A 19,467-nucleotide genomic window follows, 5' to 3' on the forward strand; every position below is an offset into this window, starting at 1 on the left:
ACTTCTCCTTCAGCGAGCAGCACGGAGGCCTACGGGAGGGGTGAGCCCCAGTTCCGTGAGCTTTCTGTCTTGAAGCGAGGCAACTTGGGAGACCAGCGCCTCGATCGACTGGTTGCTGTATGCACTGGTCGGGCTCGTCCCGGTATTGATATGACGCAGAAACACGTCCACGGCATCATCGGGACATCCTTGCGCATGAAGATGGGTCGCCCAGTAGTGGCGCCCGGCATTCGCCTCACAACGCAGAGCCGGCGGCAGACCTCCCCAAGTGGACTTGCTTGACACGTTGCGGATGCCGTCAGGAAAAATCTTGAAGAGCAGGCCGACGTCCTGGCCTTCAACGATATGCTGAAGCCGGGAAATGATGGAGCGGCCGCTGGATCCGGAGCTAAACACTCTGTCGCGCGCGTACCGGGCCAGCAGAGATGCGCAGTGCGCGACCCAGTTTGCAAGGACCGCGGAGGCGAACTTACAAACAATGCCGACGCGCGTTCCCAGGGTGGATGTCCCCTTGTCGTCTATGTGCGTGAAATCAACGCTACCGGACAGTGCGGCGGCGCTAAGGATGTAGTGAGTGGAGGCCCTGAGTCCCAGGAGAAAGCTCAGTGCAGCAGCCGTCTGATCAGCAAACGCGTTGTGAAACAGCCGCAGCCGCTCAGCACCCATGTTGTTGCCCTTGGGGATGGCGTTGACACGATCTTGGTAGAAGTTCCAGATGTCCAGGAGCGCCTTGTCCGTCACAACATAAGGCGACCCGAAAGCGTGATCAACGGCTTCGGCAGTCGTTGCGAATGTCCACGCCTTTCCTTCTAGAAACTCCCTCCACTGTGTCTCAAACTCCGTTGCTTGTACGCGCACATACCAAGGGCGCGCTTTGCTGACCTGACCAAAATCCAGTCGAGCGCATGCGAGATGAAGCCGGGAAAGGCCTGCGGCGACCGCTTCGTTCGCCACGGTGTTTCGTGCCCGTGCCAGCGTCGGCTCAAATCCCGGGGCATAAGTGTCTGCATCCTCAATGGCGGATTGGCCGTTGGCGGGACGATGATCACGGTCGGCCTGCGGGAGGATGTCGACCAGGCGGCACCTGAACTCCTGTGATCCCGGCTCTGCGCGCCAACTCGCCAGCAGATCCTCCAGCGGCGCGAGGACCTCACGCGGCAAAGGCACACGGTAGTTTTCATCGGAGAGCGCGTAGATGCTGGGCATCTGCGACCTGGACATCTTGCGTTTCAAGATCGCGTCGAGCGCCACGTACAAGTGGCCACCCTCGATGTCGAGCACCAGAATTTCGCCGGTCAAGGGGCCCCGCCCGATCGCCAAACCCATGACGCCGTGGGCGTACAACCCCGTCAGGATGGAAAGAGCCTCACACAGCGAGCCTGTTTGCCGGGCACCAAGCCTCCTTTGCAGATCAGCCTCGTAGACCCGAAACTGCTCGGACGTGAGGGTGTGGCGCGTCGATACGGCCGAGCGCTTTTTGGCGGTAGTGCATGCTTTGGCACCCAGGATGTGCCGCAAGTGTTCATCCGCTGGAGCAGAGATCGGGGTTTTTGTGGAACTTGTGGCGGCAGGATTGAATGCCAGCTTTTGTGACAGACGCTTCCTGATTTGCTCAAAGGTCTTCTGCCAACGCTTGCCGAACTCAAGGAACATCAGGTCGTCACTGTTGATGTCGCACTGCGAGTCGGGCGCCGGGAGCAATTCCAGATCACGTCGCAGGTGGCTCACGTAGTCCTTGCGCAGTTGGCGGCCTTCCAGGAGTGCTAGCCAAACCTCCGCGCCCAAGGGCACGGATATCCCAAGCTGAGATGGCGCAAGTCGCATGCACAAAGCCCAGGCGGGATAGTCACCAATCCTGCCCTCGATTTGCGCGAATGCCGTTCGATCGAATTGGCTTTCTCCTTGAGCAAATTCAGCTAATTCTTGGCATTGCTGAATCAGTTCCTTGCCCAACTCGCCAAGGTGAGGTTCATCGTCGCCAAATGAAAGAACCGCGGCACTCAGATTTAGGATCACTTTGCTGAATTGCGGTTGATCAATGGGCGTTGGAATGAGGCCAGTTAATGCGTGGGCAATTGATTCAAGGTGCGGCGGAAGATTGGCGAGGAATTCAATTTGAGGAGTCGAGGGTTGACTGGAAACACTAAGAGCTGACATGACGGATACCTTGATTACTGAAGCAATGGCCCGCCGTGTCCGGATGAGGTTGACGGCTGGCAAGGGTTTCGCAAATCAGTCCGCTTGCTCGGCACTTGTACCGACTTTCAGGTCGTCCTTGAGCGGCCGAGCTCACTTCTTTTTTGCTTGAATACAAGATATCCAATCGAAGCGCATTCGACAAACCGAGCGCTAGGCTGGATCGGCATCTACGTCCCTAAACTGGAGAAAAATCTTTGATTTACAAGGAATTTTTCGATTTTTGATGAAGAGATTGCATCGTTCGACGTGCCCCGTGCAGGCATTTCGACGGTTGCTCGCAAACTGCTCGTGTAGTTGTAACGCCTACCAACTGCTCTGCTCGCTATTGATATGCATTCGACTGCTTTGCAACATGTTGAGATGCTTCAATGCGGCACCCGAGTTTTTGCTTGTGAAGTTAATAAAAAAGGGTTGTAGTCATTTCCAGCGACTCACTCCGCCGGACGAGCAAGCAAAGTTTTGCGGTGAGAGTTGTGACACGCATGGACCTATAGTCGCCATGCGACGTTAAAAGGTGTCACAACTGAGTTCGCGCAAGTCGTTGATTTCGTTGAATTGTGACGCTTGGCGCCATTCAATTCATCTTGAAATCAATGCATATACGCAGAGGAATTCGGGCCTCCGAAGCCAAGGGTCGTGGGTTCGATCCCCGCCAGCCGCACCAAGTCTCAACAAGTCCTTAATCCAACAGGACTTTCTCGGCTAAACGCCCTCTGCAGCACCACCCTAGTACAAAGGGCGTGTATGCAGAACCTCGAAAGACGTCCCAGTGGCGTCTACGTCGCACGATTGACGGTCCCCATGCGACTTCGCACGGTGGTGGGCGCGAGCACATTGGTAGCAAGCACAGGAAGCCGTAATCTAGCGGTTGCCAAGATGCTGGCTGCCGAGCAGATCGCGCGCTGGCGCCGCCACCTGTTCGACCTCGATCGCCTCAGCCTGATGGGACCCTCGATGACCCCCGAGAACATCCTCAAGATTGCCGATGGCCACCCGCTTCTACTGGCGGGCGGCTACATCCCGCTCGTTCAGGCGGCAACGATCATCGGCTTGACCACCCACGACCTGCTGCGCCAGGCCGCCGAAGGCCGTCTCGCGTTGCACTGCCGACTACAGGGCGAAGCAGGCTACAGGACGCCTTTCTGGTCGTTCGAGCCGGACGATCCTGAGCTGGGCACGGTGCTGGTGCCCAGGACTTGCTACAGGCCGCCTGAATCGAAACTCCACCGCGCATTCGGCATGTACCGAATCCCGCAGGACGAGACCACGTCGGCAGCGAACCTGCTCTTGACGGAGGGAGCGGTCACTATCTTGGCCTTCGCTGATTCGTCAGCGAGTACCGATGACCTGGCGTTCGTTCCAGAAAGGATTTTCGAACTCACGGACCAGCTGATCGAGGTCTCGGCGGTCGAGGTCGATGCCCTGCGCCGGAAGATGGCCGATGCGCTGCCGCCTGCGGCGCTGTCGGCGGTACGTCAGGCCCAGCGGGGCGTGGTTCCGCAAGCGCCTGCCAACGCGAAGAGCTCGCTTCCTCTGACCCAGGCCATCGAAGAGTACTGCAAGGCACATCTCCCACAGACAATCAGTTCTCCAAAGGAGGTGGCACGCATTCGCAACGGGCTCCTGTTGCTCGCCGAGTTCGAAGGCGATCTGGCGATCGGGCAGTTCAGTGCGGACATTCTCAGGAGCTTCCGCGACACGCACCTTGCGCAGATGCCTGCGAAAGAGAACCAGGTGCGTCAGAAGTTCGGCACGTCAACCATGACGGAGTCCATTCTCGCCATTGAAGGCTCGGACTGGCCTCGGATGTCGCCGAATGAGCGAGATGTCCGGATGCAGTGGCTCTATCGCATGTTTCGATGGTTCCACGCTCAGAAGTGGATTCCCGACGATCCCTGCACAGGGTTGAGGGGAGAGTCGGTTCTGACCAAGTCGCAGCGCAAGATGGCCGCGGTCGCGCGCAAGGACCGTACGGCATTCACCGAGGAAGAGGTCGCGAAGATCTTTGCGGCGCCGGTCTACCGAGCTGACTCCTGGAAGGCGACGCAAGCGGGCACGTTCAGGACGTTCCAGCCGTTCCACTACTGGCTCCCCTTGCTGGGACTGTTCACCGGTGCGCGGATAGGGGAGCTGTGCCAACTCTACCTGGACGATGTCCGCTGCGAAGAGGGTGTCTGGTTCATCGACATCAATCAACGAAGTGTCGACAAGAGCCTGAAGAACGAGTGGTCGAAGCGGCATGTACCCCTTCACCCCAAACTGGTTGAGCTGGGCTTCGTTGGCTGGTGTGACCACCTGCGCAAGGCTGGGTACAAGCGCGTGTTTCCTGAGTTGTCCTGGAATCCCACGAACCGCTACGCTAAGGAGCCTATCCGGGCCATGTCGCAGTTTCTGGAGAAGCTGGGCATGCCGCGCGACGGTACGAAGGTTTTTCACTCGTTCAGGCACGGAGTGAATGACCTCCTTCAAAAGCGTTCCTCAATGCCGGACATCATGAGGAAGCGGATGATGGGGCACGAACCTGGCGAAGGTGTGAACGAGCGCCACTACCTCAGCGAGCCCAAGCCGAAGGAGATTTATGGGTTCATCGGTGAGATGGGGGGAGGGCTGCCGTCTGTTAGCCCCTTCAATCTTACTGTCGGATCCCTCGCGATCGGCGATGCGTTGAGGCGCAAGAATGGGGGACGAGGAGCTAGTGAGTATGTGGGTTGAGCTAGCTGACGAGCGCCGCCTCTCGATACTTCGTTTGAGATGTCTCGCTTTCTACACGCACCGGCAATGCCCAACGTTGAGGAGATCGCGTGCCTAGAGAAAAGATTGCTGTCCGTACGCCTAAGCTCGGGGCGTATGTGGTCGAGAGGCTTTCTTATATCGATTCCATCTTCTTCAGAACCATCAGAAGGCTGGACGAAGCGGACTTGATGCGCTTGAAAAAGACTTTGATTCCAGACGAACGGTTCTCGAAAAGAAGATACTTCGGTGCGAAGCGGCCGTACACGAATCCAGTAACGGGAAGAACCCTGTTCCACTATGTGCATGTGGTTCATCAGCCCATGAGGGCAACGCTCGAACTGCTGCAAGATATCCAGGAGTGCGACCCTAAGCTGCTCCATCTTCTGGACGTGCACGTTGCGCTGGATCTCACGACACGCAGTCAATCTGACGCCGCCAAGCTGCACGAAGCGGTACTTGCTGTGCACACACCTGCGCGATTAGGTACGACCGATCATGACCAGGAAGTCGAGACTTCATATGTCGGAAAAAGGACAAACGGCAACGAGGTCGCTATCTACAGTAACGGTGAGAGAAAAGTCCGGCCTGACTCGTCCAGAGTTCACTTGGAGTGGCGTGTCCATGGAGCGAAAGCCCTGAAACGGGCAAAAATGGCTGCCGCAGACCAGGTCGTGAAACTTGACTACAGAGCTTTCTGGGCGAAACATCTGCGGCTAAACGTCATGCCGACGCTTCCGAGACTAGTACGCGTACTAGAGCTCAGAGCAGCGCGAAGCGGCAGGCCCATGAGTGCAAAGCAGATCCAAGGCTTGCAGAACGCGCTTTCAAGAATCAGCCAGGACTATGAAGGCCGATACTTCGCGCAAGGACTGGACGAGTATCTTCTCGACGGAGTTCATCCAAAGCCTTCGCGCCTCTACAAGTCGGTGTCGAACGAATGGGCGTTGCCGGCTCCTGGAAATGCGCTCTGGGATGATTAGTGGGCAAGCGGACGTTTTTCCTCAGAGCAAGCTGAAAAACGAATATCTGGGAAGCACTGGGCTTAGAAACGATAAGTCCAACGCTGAGCAAGTAGGCCGCTGAAGGCAGTGTGGCGACCGGGCGCGCCACAAAGCTGGCTAACAAGTTGAGTGGTCTGCCTGCGCCGACGGCTATGCCAAACGGCCCTACGACAACTTCGGTGTTCGATACGGCTACAAGGCGTCGGCTGCAGGCGAAATCTCCGTGGATGAGTTCCTCGACCTGAACGAGGGATTGGCGGACGCGACATCAATTGGATGGCCATGGGCCAACGATCCGCCGACGACGCGGCCACCCTTACAGCGATTTTCCGCAGCGGCCAGTTCAACCGCCTTGAAAACACGGCCTCCACGCCCATCGTCGACGAGAGAGCCTGCACCAACCACGAGATACACTCCCGCTTCCATAGCTTCAAGCTGCGCGAGCGCTTGCGCAATGCGACGAGGTCCGATGTAAACCACCTGCTGCTGATCGACAAGCCCGCGGCGGATTCTAGAAAGTGCCAGGGTAGGCGCCACCATCCATCAGCAGATTTTGGCCAGTGATGTAGCCCGCGTGGGCGCTGGCCAAGAACGCGCACGCCGCCCCGAACTCCGTGGGTTGACCAAAGCGCCTGGCGGGCGCCTGGGCCAGTTCATCTTCCCGCCCGGCTTCCGGGGCGATGTCGGCTTGGCGCGCACGCGCGTCGAACAAGGCCTTCAGGCGGTCCGTCTCGAAGTAGCCCGGCAGCAGGTTGTTGATGGTCACGTTGTGGCGCACCGCCGTGCGCGCCAAGCCTGCCACGAAGCCTGTGAGGCCGGAGCGCGCGCCGTTGGAGAGGCCGAGCTCTCCGATGGGTGCCTTCACGGCGGCGGAGGTGATATTGAGAACGCGTCCGAACCGGCGATTGATCATGCCATCGAGGGTCGATCGGATCAGCGCGATGGGCGCCAACATGTTGGCATCCAGCGCCGCAAGCCAGTCATCTCGCGACCAATCTCGAAAGTCGCCCGGTGGGGGCCCGCCCGCATTGGTCACCAAAATGTCCGGGTGAGGCAGGCTCGCGAGCGCCGCGCTGCGCCCGTGCTCGGTTGTGATGTCGCAGGCGACGTAGCCCACAGGCATTCCGCTAGAACACCCGATGTCGTGTGCGGCGAGACGAAGCTCTTCTTCCCCGCGTGCGACGATCGTCACCAGCACCCCTTCGGCCGCCAGCGCCGCCGCACACGCGCGGCCCAGGCCTTTGCTGGCCCCACACACCAAGGCCCGCCGGCCACGCAATCCGAGATCCATCGATTCTTCCTAAAGCTGCGGGTCAGGCCGCCACGGCCCCTTCGACAAAGACCAAGTCCGTGCGGGCACCGTCGTGCCGACCCTTGACGATCGACTGGTATTCCGGCGATCGGTACCAGCGAACCAGATCGTCCATGCAGACGAACTCGATCACGACCAGCCGCTTGGGCATCCAGGTGCCCTCGATCACCTGCACATCGCCGCCACGGACGATGAACCGCCCGCCGTACTTCTGCACCGTGCCAAGGGTGTGTTGCCGGTAGGTTTCATAGACGTCGGGGGAATGAACCTCGACGTTCGCAATGCAGTAGGCGGTCATGGTGAAAAGGGGTGGTGGTTGATCGGGCTGTGTGGCTTGTGATCGGGCTGTGTGGCTTGTCTGACAGCCCAGTGAGAGGTCACCTTGTCCCGTTTCATCGCATGGTGTTCAAGCGGCCTGCGGCAGATCGCCGCGGTCGGGCAGGCTTCTGAACTGTTTCAGCAACGCCGCCTGCTCCTGGTGGAACGCGTCAATGTTGTGCTGCTTGACGTGTCCGAAGCCCCGGACTTTCTCGGGCAAGGCCGCGATGTGGACGGCCAGCGCATGCCGGGAAAGATTCAGACCCGCAATCACCTGTTCCATCGAGGATTCATAAGCCGCAATCAAGCGGCGTTCCTCGCGGCGCTCCGCGGTATGGCCGAACACGTCGAAAGGCGTGCCCCGCAAGCGCTTCAACCGCGCCAGCCACCGGAAGCCATGCAGCATCCAGGGGCCGAATTCGCGCTTGAGCATGCGGCCCTGGCCATCCCGGCGAGGCATCAACGGCGGCGCGAGGTTGAATGCGATGCGGTAGTCGCCTTCAAATGTATGGGCCAGCTCTGCGGCGAATGCAGGATCGGCGAACAGGCGGGCCACCTCGTACTCGTCCTTGTATGCCAGCAACTTGGCGTATCCGCGCGCCACCGCTTCGGTCAGCTTCGTCTGACCCATGCCCGCTTCCGCATCCGCGACGCGGGTCACGAGGTCCTGGTACCGCTGCGCGTAGCGTTCATCCTGGTACTTCACCAGCAACGCGGTGCGGTGCGCGATGAGTTCCTCCAGGGATGGCTTCTTCTTGCGCGGCACGAACTGGATCACCTGCGCGGGGCGCGCCAGCGCCTCAACTTTCGCCAGGTCCGCGGCCGCGGCCCGGCCCCAGCGGAAGGCCTGCAGGTTCATCGGGACGGCCACGCCATTGAGTTGGATGGCCTTTTCGATGGCCTGGTCGCTCAGGGGCAGCGCACCTTTCTGCCAGGCGAACCCGAGAAGGAAGAGGTTGGTGGCGAGCGCGTCGCCCAGCAGCCCGGTCGCGAGCGCGCCCGCGTCCACGGCCCAGTTGTTCTCCTCACCGACCATCTGGCGGATGGCCTGCTGCAACTGGTCGGCGGGGAGCTCCCATTGCGTGTCGCGGGTGAAGTCCCCCGTGGGCGTGCGGTTGGTGTTGACGACGACGCGCGTGTGCCCGGGCCGCAGCTTGGCCAGCACATCCTGGCTGCCAGTGACCAGCAGGTCGCAGCCGATCACGGCATCGGCGGAGGCCATGGCCAGCTTGGGCGCGCGCAGTTGCGAGGCGTCCGGTGCGAATTGCACGTGGCTGGTGACGGCGCCTCCTTTTTGCGCCATGCCGGTCATGTCCAGGACGTTGGCGGCCTTGCCTTCCAGATGGGCCGCCATGCCGAGCACCTGGCCGATGGTGACGACGCCCGTGCCACCGATGCCGGTGACCAGGACCGCGTAGCGGCCCTCCAGCGCTGGAAGGCTGGGGGTGGGCAGCGCTGGCAGTGTCTTGCCGGCCTGGCTGGCGGCCACCCCTTTTCCCTTGCGCAACTGGCCACCCGTCACCGTGACAAAGCTCGGGCAGAAACCCTGGACGCAGGTGAGATCCTGGTTGCAGGACGACTGGTTGATGCGGCGCTTGCGCCCGAGCTCGGTGTCGAGCGGTTCCACGGAAACGCAGTTCGACTGCACGCCACAGTCGCCACACCCTTCACAGACTGCCGCATGGATGAATGCCCGCCGCGGCTGCGTGGCCATCGTGCCCTTCTTGCGCCGCCGCCGTTTTTCGGCGGCGCAGGTCTGGTCGAACACCAGCACCGTCACGGCGCGCACCTCACGCAGGCGCCGCTGCACGGCGTCGAGTTCGGTGCGGGGGTGCACCGACACGCCCGAGGGAAAGTAGCCCTTGGGGTATTTGTCCGGCTCGTCGGTGACGACCACCACCTCCCTCACGCCCTCGGCCAGCACTTGGCGCGCAATGGCCGCCGGGGTGAGCGTCCCATCGTGCTCCTGGCCGCCGGTCATGGCCACGGCATCGTTGAACAGGACCTTGTAGGTGATGGCGGTGCCAGCAGCCACCGCCTGCCGGATCGCCAGATAGCCAGAGTGAAAGTACGTGCCGTCGCCGAGGTTCTGGAAGACGTGGGCGGTGTGCACGAATGCGGCCTGTCCGACCCAGTTCGCGCCTTCTCCGCCCATGTGGGTGAAGGTTTCGGTCTCGCGGTCCATCCACTGTGCCATGTAGTGGCAGCCGATGCCGGCCAGCGCGCGAGAGCCTTCGGGCACTTTGGTTGAGCTGTTGTGCGGGCAACCGGAACAGAAGTAGGGCGTGCGGTTCACCGTCGGCTTCAGCGCCGCGCTCGATGTCATGGCGTGCTCGATCTGTGCCACCCGCCGGGCGGCGGCGCCCATGCCCAGGCCCAGCCAGGCGGCGATGACACGGGCCACCATGGCCGGGTCGATTTCGCCCGCATCGGGCAGCAGCGTGTCGCCCTGCCGGTCGCGTTTGCCCATCACGCGCGGTGCGCCGGGCTGCCCGTAGAGGATCTGCTTGATCTGGCCTTCCATCAGGTCGCGCTTCTCTTCGACGACCAGCAGCTCCTCGCAATCCTCGGAAAATTCGGACAAACCCAGCGGTTCGAGCGGCCAGGGCATGGCCACCTGATACACCTTCAAGCCCAGCTCGTGGGCGGCCATTGCGTCGATGCCCAGGTCATCGAGCGCCTGCATCACATCGAGGTAGGACTTTCCGCTGGTGACGATGCCGCGCCGGGCTCTCGATGAGGCGAAATGGGTGCGATCCAGCCGGTTGGCGCGCGCATATGCCAGGGCGGCGGGCAGTTTGTGTCGGTTCAGGCGCTGCTCCATCGCCACGAAGCCCTGCTCCGGCCATCGGATGTTCAAGCCACCTTCCGGGAGCGACAGGTGCTCTGGCAGCACCGGCTGCACGCGCTCGGGCGACAGGTCGACCACGCCCGTGCTTTCGACGCAATCCGTCACGCATTTGAAGCCTACCCACAGGCCGCTGAAGCGCGACATCGCAATGCCGTGCAGGCCGAGGTCGATGAAGTCCTGCACCGTCGCTGGTGCCAGCACCGGCATGGAGACCGCCTGAAACAGGTGGTCGGTCTGCGCCGCCATCGTGGAGGACTTTGCGCTGTGGTCGTCCCCCGCCAGCGCAAGCACGCCTCCGTGTGCGGAGGTGCCGGCCTGGTTGGCGTGCCGCAGCGCGTCGGCGCTGCGGTCGACCCCCGGCCCCTTGCCATACCAGAGCGCAAACACGCCGTCGTATTTGGCATCGGACTTCAGGTTGGCCTGCTGCGTGCCCCAGGCGGCCGTGACCGCCAACTCTTCGTTCACACCTGGCAGGAACCGGATGTGGTGTCGATCAAGGTGGTCCTTCGCCTTCAGAAGCGCCTGGTCGTAGCCCCCCAGCGGTGAGCCGCGGTAGCCGCTGATGAAGCCGGCGGTGCGCAGGCCGCGCTGGCGATCGCGCTCCTGCTGCAGCATGGGCAGTCGCACGAGCGCCTGGGTGCCGCTCATGTAGACGCGGCCCGAAGAGGCGGTGTATTTGTCGTCGAGGGTGATCGTCGTGTCGATCGGTTTGTGGGTGTTGGCGTTCATGACGAAAGGGAAACGGATTGGACCGCCTGGCAGCGGATGGAGGCGGGCGTCGAAGTCGTCGAGCGTGGGAGTGGGCAACGCCTCGTGCATGTCGAGCGTTCGCAGCCGCTCACGAAGGCGTTGCATGATCGCGGCCCTGTCGGCGTCGCTCAGGTAGGGCACGTGGTGGGCGAAAAACGGCGGCAGCACGGACAGCCCTCTGTACGCCAGCGTGCCGCGCAGGAGGTGGCGCAGCATGTCCTCCAGGGTGCCATGGACCGTGCCGGGTCCGAACATGTGCGGCTGCCCGCCCAGTGAGGCGCAGACCAGCGCGCGCTTGCCTTTGAGGTCGCCGCGGTCGTAGAAGCGCATGCCCCCATACACCCTGCCGGAAACGAGCACGCGGTCGATCCAGCCCTTGAGCATCGCAGGCACCGAGAACCAGTAGATCGGGAAGTTCAGCACCAGGAGGTCGCAGCGCATCAGCTTGTCGAGTTCTTCGCGCACATCGGGGGCCAGCGTGCCGCTTTGCACCGCATGCCGCTGCTCGAGCGCATAGACCAGGTAGTCGGAATTGGCCGGGTTCGAGAAGTCGGCGCGCTTGGCCACGGGATCGAACCCCGGCGGTCTTCATGCCGGCGCAGAACGATGCCGGTTCGGGGTGGGCGTGCACGATCAGTACATTCATTCGGAGGTCTCCTCACCCAGATTACATGGGCAAGCGCGCCGCAATGCCATAACCGCGCGCTCATGCGCACATGACTGCCGCGAATGGAGAGCGCAAGGGACGAAGTCCATGCCTCACAGCGTGGCGAAGAACCCGCGGAAGTCCTCCGCCAGCGCCGCAGGTTGTTCGAGCGCCACGAAATGCCCGCCACGTTCGGCGATCGTCCAACGGCGCACATCGAAGACGCGCTCCCCGATGGAGCGCGGAGGCCGCATGATTTCCTCGGGAAACTCGATGTAGGTCAGTGGTGGTTCGATACGCCGGGCCTGCGGCGCCAGCACATCGCTGTGCAGTTTGGTACAGCCAGAACGAGGCGTTCACGGTCCGCGTGGCCCAGTACAGCATGATGGCCGTCAGTTGATCGTCCATCGAGCGGGCGGCAGCCGGTCATTCGCCGTGGTCCGTCCAGCTGGAGAACTTCTCCGCCATCCAGGCCGCCAGCCCGATGGGTGAATCCGTCAATCCGTACGCCAGCGTCTGGGGTTTCGTTCCCTGGATCCATTGATAGCCCGACTCCCGGGACAGCCATGCGTCGAGCGCGCGATAGTGATCCGCTTCGGCGCGGCGCGGCGCGGCTCGGGTGGGTGGGGCGTGGCAGGCTGCGCAGAAACCCCAGGAAGTTGAGATGGAGGCCGGTCACCCGCTTGGGCTCCTGCTCGGCCATCCTGGTGGCAATGTGCGCGCCCAGGTCGCCGCCCTGAATGCCGAAATGGGCATATCCCAGCACGTCCCGCATGAGCAGGACCAGCACGCGCGCCATGCCTGCTCGATCGAGCCTGCGCTGGCCGGGCTCGTGGGAAAAGACGAAGCCCGACAACGAAGGCACCACCACGTCGAAGGCGATGGCGTCTCCAGGCCGAAGTGCGCGGGGTCCGTCATCATGGGCAGGACCTTGTGGAATTCCCAGAACGAACCCGGCCACCCGTAAAGCAGCAGGGGTAAGGTGCGGCGGCCGCGGCCCGGCTCGTGGATGAAATGAATCGGTTGGGCTTCCAGGGTTACCCTGTGGTGCGTGACGCCATTGATGAGCGCTTCCTGTCGGCGCCAGTCGAACGCGTGCCGCCAATGCCTCACGAGGTCGCGTAGGTGGTCCCCGTAGATGCCGGTGTCCGCCTGCCCGTCTGGCGGATCGTCGGGCCAGCGCGCACGGGACAGGCGGTGCTCCAGGTCCCGCAACAGTTCGTCGGGCAACTGGCAATGAAACGGTGTGGCGTCACGGTCGCTGCCAACTCACGGCGTGCGACCCAGCAGGCGCATGGCGATCGCATCGGCGTATTGCGGAGCCCGAAGGATGTACGGGTAGTGCCCGCCGCCTGCCAGGTTGTGGTGTTCGGCCTGTGCATAGCGTCGGCGCAAGGCCTCGCGCATCACGGGCAGGATTACCGGATCGTCGTCGCCGTCGATCAGCACGATGCGATTCGAGGGCAAGGGCACCACCGGCGCCGTTCCTGACAACCTCAGCGCCAGCAGGCGCGTGCGCAGGGCCTCGGGGCTTTGATGGCGGCCCATGAGCGCCTGTACCGCCTGTTTCAGTTCCCGCTGGGAGGGCTCGTCATCGGGGCCTGCCTGCATCCTTGCCAGCATGCCGGCGAGCAGTTGGGTCGCAGGCGTTGCCGCGATGGCCTCGGCCGTGGGCATGCTGCCCTGGTAGGGGCTCGCATCGCAGAAGGTGTTGGCCAGAAACAGTGTATTAACCCGGTGCGGATGCTGTGCCGCGAACAACTGAAGCACGTGGCCTGACAATGATGAGCCCAGCAGATGCGCCCGGGTCAGGCCCATCGCATTTAGAAAGGCGGGCAGCGCTTGCGCCAGCGCGGCGCAATCCGCGACTGGCGGTGGCGTGGCGGTGACTACGCGCAGGTGCTGGCCCAGCGCGGGGGCGATGCGGTAGAACATGTCGGCCGTGCCCTGCGCCCCGGGCAGAAGAATCAGCGCGTCGCCCTCGCGGGCCGTCTCGCGGTATCGCCACGGGCCACCGGGCACGCCCACCTCGATCTCGGGATGACTGTCCTGAAATGCTTTCAGCGCCGGTGGGGCGAACTTGCTTGATCCCAATTCAGGCCTCGGCGAGCTGGGCCGCACTGGCAGGAGGCGCCAATTTGCCGGCCGCCTGCAACCATGCCTGGGCTTCGGGGGAATACTCCGCCTTGGGGCTCTCGCCCTGCACCACGCCGAGCAGGATCGCTTCCGATCCGTCGTCGGCCAGCGCGGTGGCTTCGAAGCGGCGTTGCACGCCGGGAGGGTAGGAAATCAGATCGTGCAGCCCAAGGTCCTGCCCGCCCACGCCTTCCGCGCCTTCCCATTCCACGCGCCAGCGTCCCGCGAGCACCATGAAGGTCTCATTGGTGTCGTGCACGTGAAAAGGCACGCCGTTGCCTGGCATGGCTTTGATGAAGGCTACGCCAAAGCCCGCGTGGAGATGGCGGATCACCGGCTGCGCAGTGGCCCCGACCGGGCTGAGTGCATCCCGCGGGGGAGCGAAGCCCAGGTAGTTGAACATTTGCCGGCGGCAGCCGGGCATATCGCTGTCAGGAAACCCATCGAAGGTGCCGTCGACATCGCTCGCGCGGGCGATGCAGAGTTGCATGTCGTCGTCGGTGGGGCGGATCACGGGAAGTGTCATGGTGGCTCCTGGAGATAAAAGGAAGGGGTGCGACCCGAGGGCCGCAAGGTGTCAGGTCAGCCGCTGGCGACCCCTGCGTCGAAAGTGATGCCTGTCTTTTCAAAGCCGCTCTTGGCCCCCGGCCCGAACTGGCGGACCACTTCCTCGCCGACCTCCGGGGCATAGGCGATGTCGGCCATGTCGTTGGGATCGCCCTGGATGATCACCAGCAGGTGGGCGGGTGCCTGTGAAACGTTCTTGAAGGCACGGCTGACGCCGGTGGGCACGGCGATCATGTCCATGGGCACCAGCTCTGTGCGGTGCTTCCCCGGGCCGCCATAGCGGACCTCGAAACGGCCGTCCACGCAGAAGAAGGTCTCGCGCGTGCGCATGTGGGCATGTGGGCATGCAGCATCGGGCCATTGCCCGGCGGACACTCCACCACGAACACGGAGAGGCCGGAGGTGCCCGCAACGGCAGGGCCCGTCGGGCCAGCGCATCCACCGGGCCGAGGTAGTAGCGGATGTCCTTGGCGGCGACCATCTCCATGGCCTCCACCGGAATCTCATGGCGCTCCAGTGCGCTACTCTTCCGCGATGGCACTTCGTGAAACCGCGCAATGCGTTCCTTCATCTGCTCAGGGGTGCATGGGATGGTTTGCATCGGAACTCCAAAAAATGGTTGAAGACGGGCGCGTTCAATCGAGGCGGATGCCCTTGGCCTTGATGAGGCGGCCCCAGGCCGCCGACTCGCGCGCCACGATCTCCCCGAGCTGTTCGGGGGTGCTGGTGGTGGGCTCGAATCCCATCTCGATCACCCGGGTGCGCATCTCCGGGCTCTGTGTGATGCGGTTAAGTTCGGTGTTGAGGCGGGCGACGATCGCCGGCGGTGTGCCGACCGGTGCCCAAACGCCATGCCAGCCCAGCAGCTCGACGCCGGGAAACAGCTCCGTGAGCGTGGGCACCATCGGCGCCAGTGGGTGGCGTGCGGTCCCGGTGAAGGCCAGGGCCTTCACCTTGTCCGCCTTGAGGAACTGCAGCGCGGTGGCCGCGGGTTCGATGACCAGCGGCACCCGCCCGGCGATCACGTCCTGCAAGGCACCCTGCCTGTAGGGAACGTGCCGCAACTGGATCTTCGCGGCGTCCTGCAACAGCTCGAAACCCAGGTGGGCCGCCGAACCCGCGCCGTATGAGGCGTAGGTGATTTCGCCAGGCTGTGCCCGGGCCGCTTCCACCAGCTCGGTGGGATGGCTGGGGCCGAAGTCCCTGCTGGCCAGGACGAAGTACGCGCCCGTGATGTTCTGGACGATGGGGGTGAAGTCCTTCTGCGCGTTGTAGGGCAGCTTGGAGAACAGCGCCGGATTCATCGTCAAGGGCGAGTTGAAGCCGTACAGCACGGTGTAGCCGTCCGGGGCGGCCTTGGCGACGTGGTCGGTCGCAATGATCATCGAGGCGCCGGGGCGGTTGTCCACCACCACGCTGACGCCCAGGGCCTTGGACAGGTGGTCGGCGTACAACCGGGCAAACACGTCGGGGGCGATGCCGGGCGGCGACGGCGTGACCATGCGGATGGAACGACCCGGCCACGGGGCAGGCTGGGCGTGCGCCGTGGCGCACACGGCCGCCGCGGCGGCCAGCAGTTGGCGACGTGAGAAGCGAGGCGATGGGGTCATGAAATGTCTCCTGGGTTCTTGTGCAGGGCATTAGAGGTCCCTGGTCGACGAACTTCAATAAAGGCGGTGGAATTCCCGCATAACTGCCCGGCATGCGCGATCCGGTGTTCAGTCTCGCTGCGACCCCGCCACCGCCGGGCATCGCATGTCGATCGGCCCGAAGCGTGATAGGGTCGCTGGCAGGTCCTCCCGCGCTCACACGGCGGCTTGCCGAAGGGAGGCTGACGTCCCTGGCAGCGAACCTGGTAACCACGATGCAACCTCCGGCCGAAAGTCCTCCTCCATCGCCTGCGGACTGGCGCAGGATCGACCTCAACCTTCTGGGCTGCCTCGAGGCGCTCGTCGACACGTGTTCCGTGACGAAGGCGGCGACGGTGATGGGCATGAGCCAACCTGGCATGAGCAAGGCCCTCACGCGCTTGCGCGTGGTGTTCAACGATCCATTGCTGGTGCGCACGAACCAGGGCATGGTGGCCACACCCCGTGGTATCGAGCTTCGGCTGCAGATTCGCACCGGCATGAAACACATCCGGGAAGCGCTGGCCGACCCAGGCGACTTTGAGCCCGCGTTGGCTGTGAGCACGCTCACGGTGGCCGCCACCGACTACATCGGCACCTCGCTAGTTCCACCCCTCATGGAGCGCCTGACCCGCGAAGCTCCCGGTGTGCGGTTGAACATGGTTCCGCCTGATGCGCCGCGCCTGAGGGAGTTGCTGGAGAATGGCGTGTGCGACGTGTCGATCGGCTTCTTTGTCGAGATGGCCGACGGACTCTATGCCACCCAACTGAGCAAGGACGGGATGGCCTGCATCGCGCGCGACCCACATCCCCTGATCGCAGGCCACCTCTCCCTGGCCGTCTATTGCGAGAATCGGCACGTCTATCTCGGCGCCTCTCCGCTGTTCAACAGCACGCTCGAGATGATGACCGACCGCGCTCTGAAGTCATTGGGCGTTTCGAGAGATATCGGATTCTCCGCGTCCAGTTCGACCGTATTGCCCGAGGTGGTGGCATGCACCGATCTCATTGCCACCTATCCTCGCCAAGCGGCGCTTCGGTACGCGAAAAGGCTCCCGCTGCAGGTGCTCGATCTACCGTTTCCGTCCTACGAGTACACGGTATCCATGGTGTGGCACGGGCGCAGCCATCGGGCGAGCTTGCACCGGTGGTTCCGCCAGTTGATTCGGGAGGTGGCGGACGATCACCTCCCATGAGCTGGGATCCTCGAAGCATGCACAGTCGCTCGCTAGCTATCGCGCAGCGTTGAGTCCCGAACACGGCGAGCAACAGTAGGTGGAGTACTTGTTGCCTTGAAGCGGCGAGGCCGGTGGGAGGTTGATTTCATGAAAACAATCAATACGCACTGACAGCACACCGTTCGCTACTACGAGGCTGTGGCGAAGCTCGTCAGTCGGCTCATAGCCTGAAGCCCCTTCCTTAAGACGCTGAGGTTTTGGCAATTATTTATTCCGAGCATCTCGTAGTAGGTGATCCGCAGGATGGCTAGCCTGTTCTAGGAAGTGCTTTCTACATCGCGATTGCGAATAAGCATTGCTGCCGACCATCGCCATGTGATGACCTGATAGGTGGTTTCTCATCCCTCAGGCATTGATCAGTGGCAAGCGCTATTGGGCTTTGCGCTGACTACCTGACTGACGTGCTGAAGCAAGGGTAGGGTGCGCTGTGTTGACAATCTTTACCCTGCGCGTGGGCGATTCGGTGCTTTCCTTGCTGGTGGCGATGGATGACTGCCCTCTAGGAAACGATCCCAGTGCGGAGAACAGCACCTCGGCCAATGCAAGGGGATCAAGTTTCAACGCTTTGGTCCACCTGTAGAACTCCAAAAGGTCCACGCGCTGTGACCCCGTTTCGATCTTGGCCACGTAGGGCTGGGGACGTTCAAGCTTCTTCCCCAGGTCCGCTTGGGTCCAGCCAAGTTGATTTCTTTTCGCCTTCAGCTTCTTCAGCAAATCGACGTAGGCGGTGTCGCGGTTGGATTTCAAGGGCGGTTCGCTGTTGGAAGCCGCCTTTATCTGTTCTGATTACAATAATTCGAAATTCGAATTTCTTGTTTGAGCCAACTGGTGGAGAACCGCGATGAAACTTCAGCTCTTAGTCACTCCGGCGATCTGCCTGGTCTTCATGAGCCCTTTGTGGGCCACGGAGGCTGAAAGTGGGGTGGAGGTCTATGTTGCCTCGATTCACTCCGTAGGTGACGTCAAAAGCCGTCTGTACGGGCATCTGAATGCAGAGTGCGGCACGGGGGCCTGTGTTGAAAACAACGCGGCCGAGGTGTGCAATCTGGTAGGGGCCTTGGACATACGCGTAGGCGGCGTCATAGCTTCGCCAGGGCAGGCACCGCAATCGCCGGCGGTCAGCATCACGGCAGGTGATCTTCAACTCATGAGGCGCATCTGGAAGCAGTGCAAGCCATCCAGTTGGGGATACTGGAACCGCCCTGCGCTGTTGCACGTTACGTACCAGGGAGATGAAAAGGAGGTGGCGGGAGTTTCCTCGCTGCTGCAAACCGCATCCATTCAAGGTCGAGGAAAAACAAGATGAAGAACGCTCCATTGGCGCTAGCCCAAGTTTGGCTCTCGTCGGTTTTGTTGGTGGGCTGTGCAGACATGACGGCGTTTCAGCAGTTGATGGGACAGGATGAGTCGAAACCCCGACTTGCGCCCGAGCAGTTGAAGCAAAAGTGTGTCGAGCAGGAAAAGATCAACTCTTGGACGACAGACTGTCTCGATTGGGCAAAGGCACGCGATGATTCTGAGGCGGCAAAACGCCGCTCAGATGCGCAAGCCCTTGCTGCGGCTCGTGAAACGGAGCTGATGGCACGTAGAGAGCTCGAGCGGCAGCGGCTGCGTGAGGAAGAAGTGCGCGAAAAGGCCGCAGTGCAGGAAGATGAGCGCGCGGGGTACAAACACCTGTCGTTTGAGGACTTCGCGTTGGATGCGGCGAAGATGCAAGGCACTAAGGTTGCCGTGTATGGGGTGTACGTTGGCAAAGGCAAGCGTCTTGCCTCTAGTCAACTCGCCGCGCTCATGTGGACTGAACGCGCGCATAGCATTCCAAGCGCCTTAATCCCTCTTGTTACTACTGAGGCGACGAGGGACTCTAGGTCGATGCTTCTGCATTGCGATGCATCGCCGATGGGTTGCGGGGTTGTCGTACGGGGGCGCATTCGCATGCTGACGCTGCAAAATGCGTTCGGCGCGGTTTCAAGGGACCTTGGCGTCGTTGTTGAAAGCGTCCGCTAGCAGGCGATGCAAAGCCAGATTGCCAGAGTCGGCCAGTTTGTACGCGCGCCCACTTTTTAAAGCCCCTGAGCCATTCCCTAG

General features: G+C 62.1%; 16 protein-coding genes and 2 pseudogenes. 6 read left to right on the forward strand and 12 right to left on the reverse strand.

Annotated features, from left to right (window positions below; all coding sequences use genetic code 11):
* Nucleotides 1-9: 9 nt before the first annotated feature.
* Nucleotides 10-2,220: a hypothetical protein gene (locus HPA01S_RS11385; RefSeq protein ID WP_157084979.1), complete on the reverse strand. Its 2,211-nt coding sequence runs from the start codon at nt 2,218-2,220 to the stop codon at nt 10-12.
* A gap of 723 nt (nt 2,221-2,943) precedes the next feature.
* On the opposite strand from HPA01S_RS11385, the gene HPA01S_RS11390 reads away from it, so the two are divergent.
* The 3 genes and pseudogenes from HPA01S_RS11390 to HPA01S_RS23815 form a co-directional block, all read left to right on the forward strand.
* Nucleotides 2,944-4,911, forward strand: a complete 1,968-nt coding sequence (locus HPA01S_RS11390) for a site-specific integrase (protein ID WP_084360626.1) — start codon at nt 2,944-2,946, stop codon at nt 4,909-4,911.
* Nucleotides 4,912-5,000: 89 nt separating this feature from the next.
* On the forward strand, nt 5,001-5,912 hold the full coding sequence (locus HPA01S_RS23075) for a hypothetical protein (protein ID WP_157084980.1): 912 nt from the start codon (nt 5,001-5,003) through the stop codon (nt 5,910-5,912).
* Between the two features lie 175 nt (nt 5,913-6,087).
* A pseudogene (locus HPA01S_RS23815) lies at nt 6,088-6,497 on the forward strand (DUF6351 family protein); the annotation flags it as partial.
* Here HPA01S_RS23815 and HPA01S_RS11395 read toward each other — a convergent pair.
* The 10 genes and pseudogenes from HPA01S_RS11395 to HPA01S_RS11435 all read right to left on the reverse strand — a co-directional run bounded on the left by HPA01S_RS11395 (nt 6,445) and on the right by HPA01S_RS11435 (nt 16,123).
* On the reverse strand, nt 6,445-7,224 hold the full coding sequence (locus tag HPA01S_RS11395) for an SDR family oxidoreductase (protein WP_066270003.1): 780 nt from the start codon (nt 7,222-7,224) through the stop codon (nt 6,445-6,447). The pseudogene HPA01S_RS23815 and the gene HPA01S_RS11395 sit on opposite strands and share 53 nt — an antisense overlap.
* A 22-nt stretch (nt 7,225-7,246) precedes the next feature.
* Nucleotides 7,247-7,543 (reverse strand): DUF1330 domain-containing protein, encoded by a 297-nt coding sequence (locus tag HPA01S_RS11400; protein WP_066270007.1) that lies wholly within the window; start codon nt 7,541-7,543, stop codon nt 7,247-7,249.
* 108 nt (nt 7,544-7,651) lie between these two features.
* Entirely contained in the window at nt 7,652-11,731 is a 4,080-nt protein-coding gene (locus tag HPA01S_RS11405) for an indolepyruvate ferredoxin oxidoreductase family protein (protein WP_084360627.1), read from the reverse strand.
* Between the two features lie 192 nt (nt 11,732-11,923).
* A complete protein-coding gene (locus HPA01S_RS11410; RefSeq protein ID WP_066270008.1) occupies nt 11,924-12,130 on the reverse strand; it encodes an alpha/beta fold hydrolase family protein in 207 nt (68 codons plus the stop codon).
* A complete protein-coding gene (locus HPA01S_RS23820; protein ID WP_157084987.1) occupies nt 12,091-12,771 on the reverse strand; it encodes an alpha/beta fold hydrolase in 681 nt (226 codons plus the stop codon). Before HPA01S_RS23820 ends, HPA01S_RS11410 begins: the two co-directional genes overlap by 40 nt.
* Before the next feature lie 35 nt (nt 12,772-12,806).
* Nucleotides 12,807-13,040: pseudogene (locus tag HPA01S_RS23825) on the reverse strand (epoxide hydrolase N-terminal domain-containing protein); the annotation flags it as partial.
* A gap of 39 nt (nt 13,041-13,079) precedes the next feature.
* On the reverse strand, nt 13,080-13,904 hold the full coding sequence (locus HPA01S_RS11420; protein ID WP_157084981.1) for an alpha/beta fold hydrolase: 825 nt from the start codon (nt 13,902-13,904) through the stop codon (nt 13,080-13,082).
* Nucleotide 13,905: 1 nt separating this feature from the next.
* A complete protein-coding gene (locus HPA01S_RS11425; RefSeq protein WP_066270014.1) occupies nt 13,906-14,472 on the reverse strand; it encodes a cupin domain-containing protein in 567 nt (188 codons plus the stop codon).
* 56 nt (nt 14,473-14,528) lie between these two features.
* The gene (locus tag HPA01S_RS23345; protein ID WP_066270015.1) at nt 14,529-14,843 is read right to left on the reverse strand and encodes a cupin domain-containing protein; all 315 of its coding nucleotides are present in this window, start codon (nt 14,841-14,843) and stop codon (nt 14,529-14,531) included.
* A gap of 305 nt (nt 14,844-15,148) precedes the next feature.
* Nucleotides 15,149-16,123 carry a Bug family tripartite tricarboxylate transporter substrate binding protein gene (locus HPA01S_RS11435; protein ID WP_245638625.1) on the reverse strand — a complete coding sequence of 325 codons (975 nt, stop codon included), beginning with the start codon at nt 16,121-16,123 and terminating at the stop codon, nt 15,149-15,151.
* A gap of 254 nt (nt 16,124-16,377) precedes the next feature.
* Between HPA01S_RS11435 and HPA01S_RS11440 the strand changes: the two genes are divergently transcribed.
* On the forward strand, nt 16,378-17,337 hold the full coding sequence (locus tag HPA01S_RS11440) for a LysR family transcriptional regulator (RefSeq protein WP_169801523.1): 960 nt from the start codon (nt 16,378-16,380) through the stop codon (nt 17,335-17,337).
* A 411-nt stretch (nt 17,338-17,748) separates the two neighbouring features.
* Here HPA01S_RS11440 and HPA01S_RS22720 read toward each other — a convergent pair whose 3' ends face one another.
* The gene (locus HPA01S_RS22720; RefSeq protein ID WP_169801524.1) at nt 17,749-18,126 is read right to left on the reverse strand and encodes a helix-turn-helix domain-containing protein; all 378 of its coding nucleotides are present in this window, start codon (nt 18,124-18,126) and stop codon (nt 17,749-17,751) included.
* 94 nt (nt 18,127-18,220) lie between these two features.
* On the opposite strand from HPA01S_RS22720, the gene HPA01S_RS23085 reads away from it, so the two are divergent.
* Both HPA01S_RS23085 and HPA01S_RS11445 read left to right on the forward strand, forming a co-directional pair.
* Nucleotides 18,221-18,685, forward strand: a complete 465-nt coding sequence (locus HPA01S_RS23085) for a hypothetical protein (RefSeq protein ID WP_157084982.1) — start codon at nt 18,221-18,223, stop codon at nt 18,683-18,685.
* Complete coding sequence (locus tag HPA01S_RS11445; RefSeq protein WP_066270018.1) at nt 18,682-19,386, forward strand: hypothetical protein; 705 nt, start codon at nt 18,682-18,684, stop codon at nt 19,384-19,386. The genes HPA01S_RS23085 and HPA01S_RS11445 overlap by 4 nt, the downstream gene beginning before the upstream one ends.
* Nucleotides 19,387-19,467: the final 81 nt, after the last annotated feature.

Source organism: Hydrogenophaga palleronii NBRC 102513 (genome assembly GCF_001571225.1).
GTDB lineage: Bacteria > Pseudomonadota > Gammaproteobacteria > Burkholderiales > Burkholderiaceae_C > Hydrogenophaga > Hydrogenophaga palleronii.

What these genes read in the sequence shown, in the direction of transcription:
- HPA01S_RS11390 (WP_084360626.1), top strand. Translation starts at nt 2,944, where the DNA reads ATGCAGAACCTCGAAAGACGTCCCAGTGGCGTCTACGTCGCACGATTG.
- HPA01S_RS11395 (WP_066270003.1), bottom strand. Translation starts at nt 7,224, where the DNA reads ATGGATCTCGGATTGCGTGGCCGGCGGGCCTTGGTGTGTGGGGCCAGC.
- HPA01S_RS11400 (WP_066270007.1), bottom strand. Translation starts at nt 7,543, where the DNA reads ATGACCGCCTACTGCATTGCGAACGTCGAGGTTCATTCCCCCGACGTC.
- HPA01S_RS11425 (WP_066270014.1), bottom strand. Translation starts at nt 14,472, where the DNA reads ATGACACTTCCCGTGATCCGCCCCACCGACGACGACATGCAACTCTGC.
- HPA01S_RS23345 (WP_066270015.1), bottom strand. Translation starts at nt 14,843, where the DNA reads ATGCGCACGCGCGAGACCTTCTTCTGCGTGGACGGCCGTTTCGAGGTC.
- HPA01S_RS11435 (WP_245638625.1), bottom strand. Translation starts at nt 16,123, where the DNA reads ATGACCCCATCGCCTCGCTTCTCACGTCGCCAACTGCTGGCCGCCGCG.
- HPA01S_RS11440 (WP_169801523.1), top strand. Translation starts at nt 16,378, where the DNA reads ATGCAACCTCCGGCCGAAAGTCCTCCTCCATCGCCTGCGGACTGGCGC.
- HPA01S_RS23085 (WP_157084982.1), top strand. Translation starts at nt 18,221, where the DNA reads ATGAAACTTCAGCTCTTAGTCACTCCGGCGATCTGCCTGGTCTTCATG.
- HPA01S_RS11445 (WP_066270018.1), top strand. Translation starts at nt 18,682, where the DNA reads ATGAAGAACGCTCCATTGGCGCTAGCCCAAGTTTGGCTCTCGTCGGTT.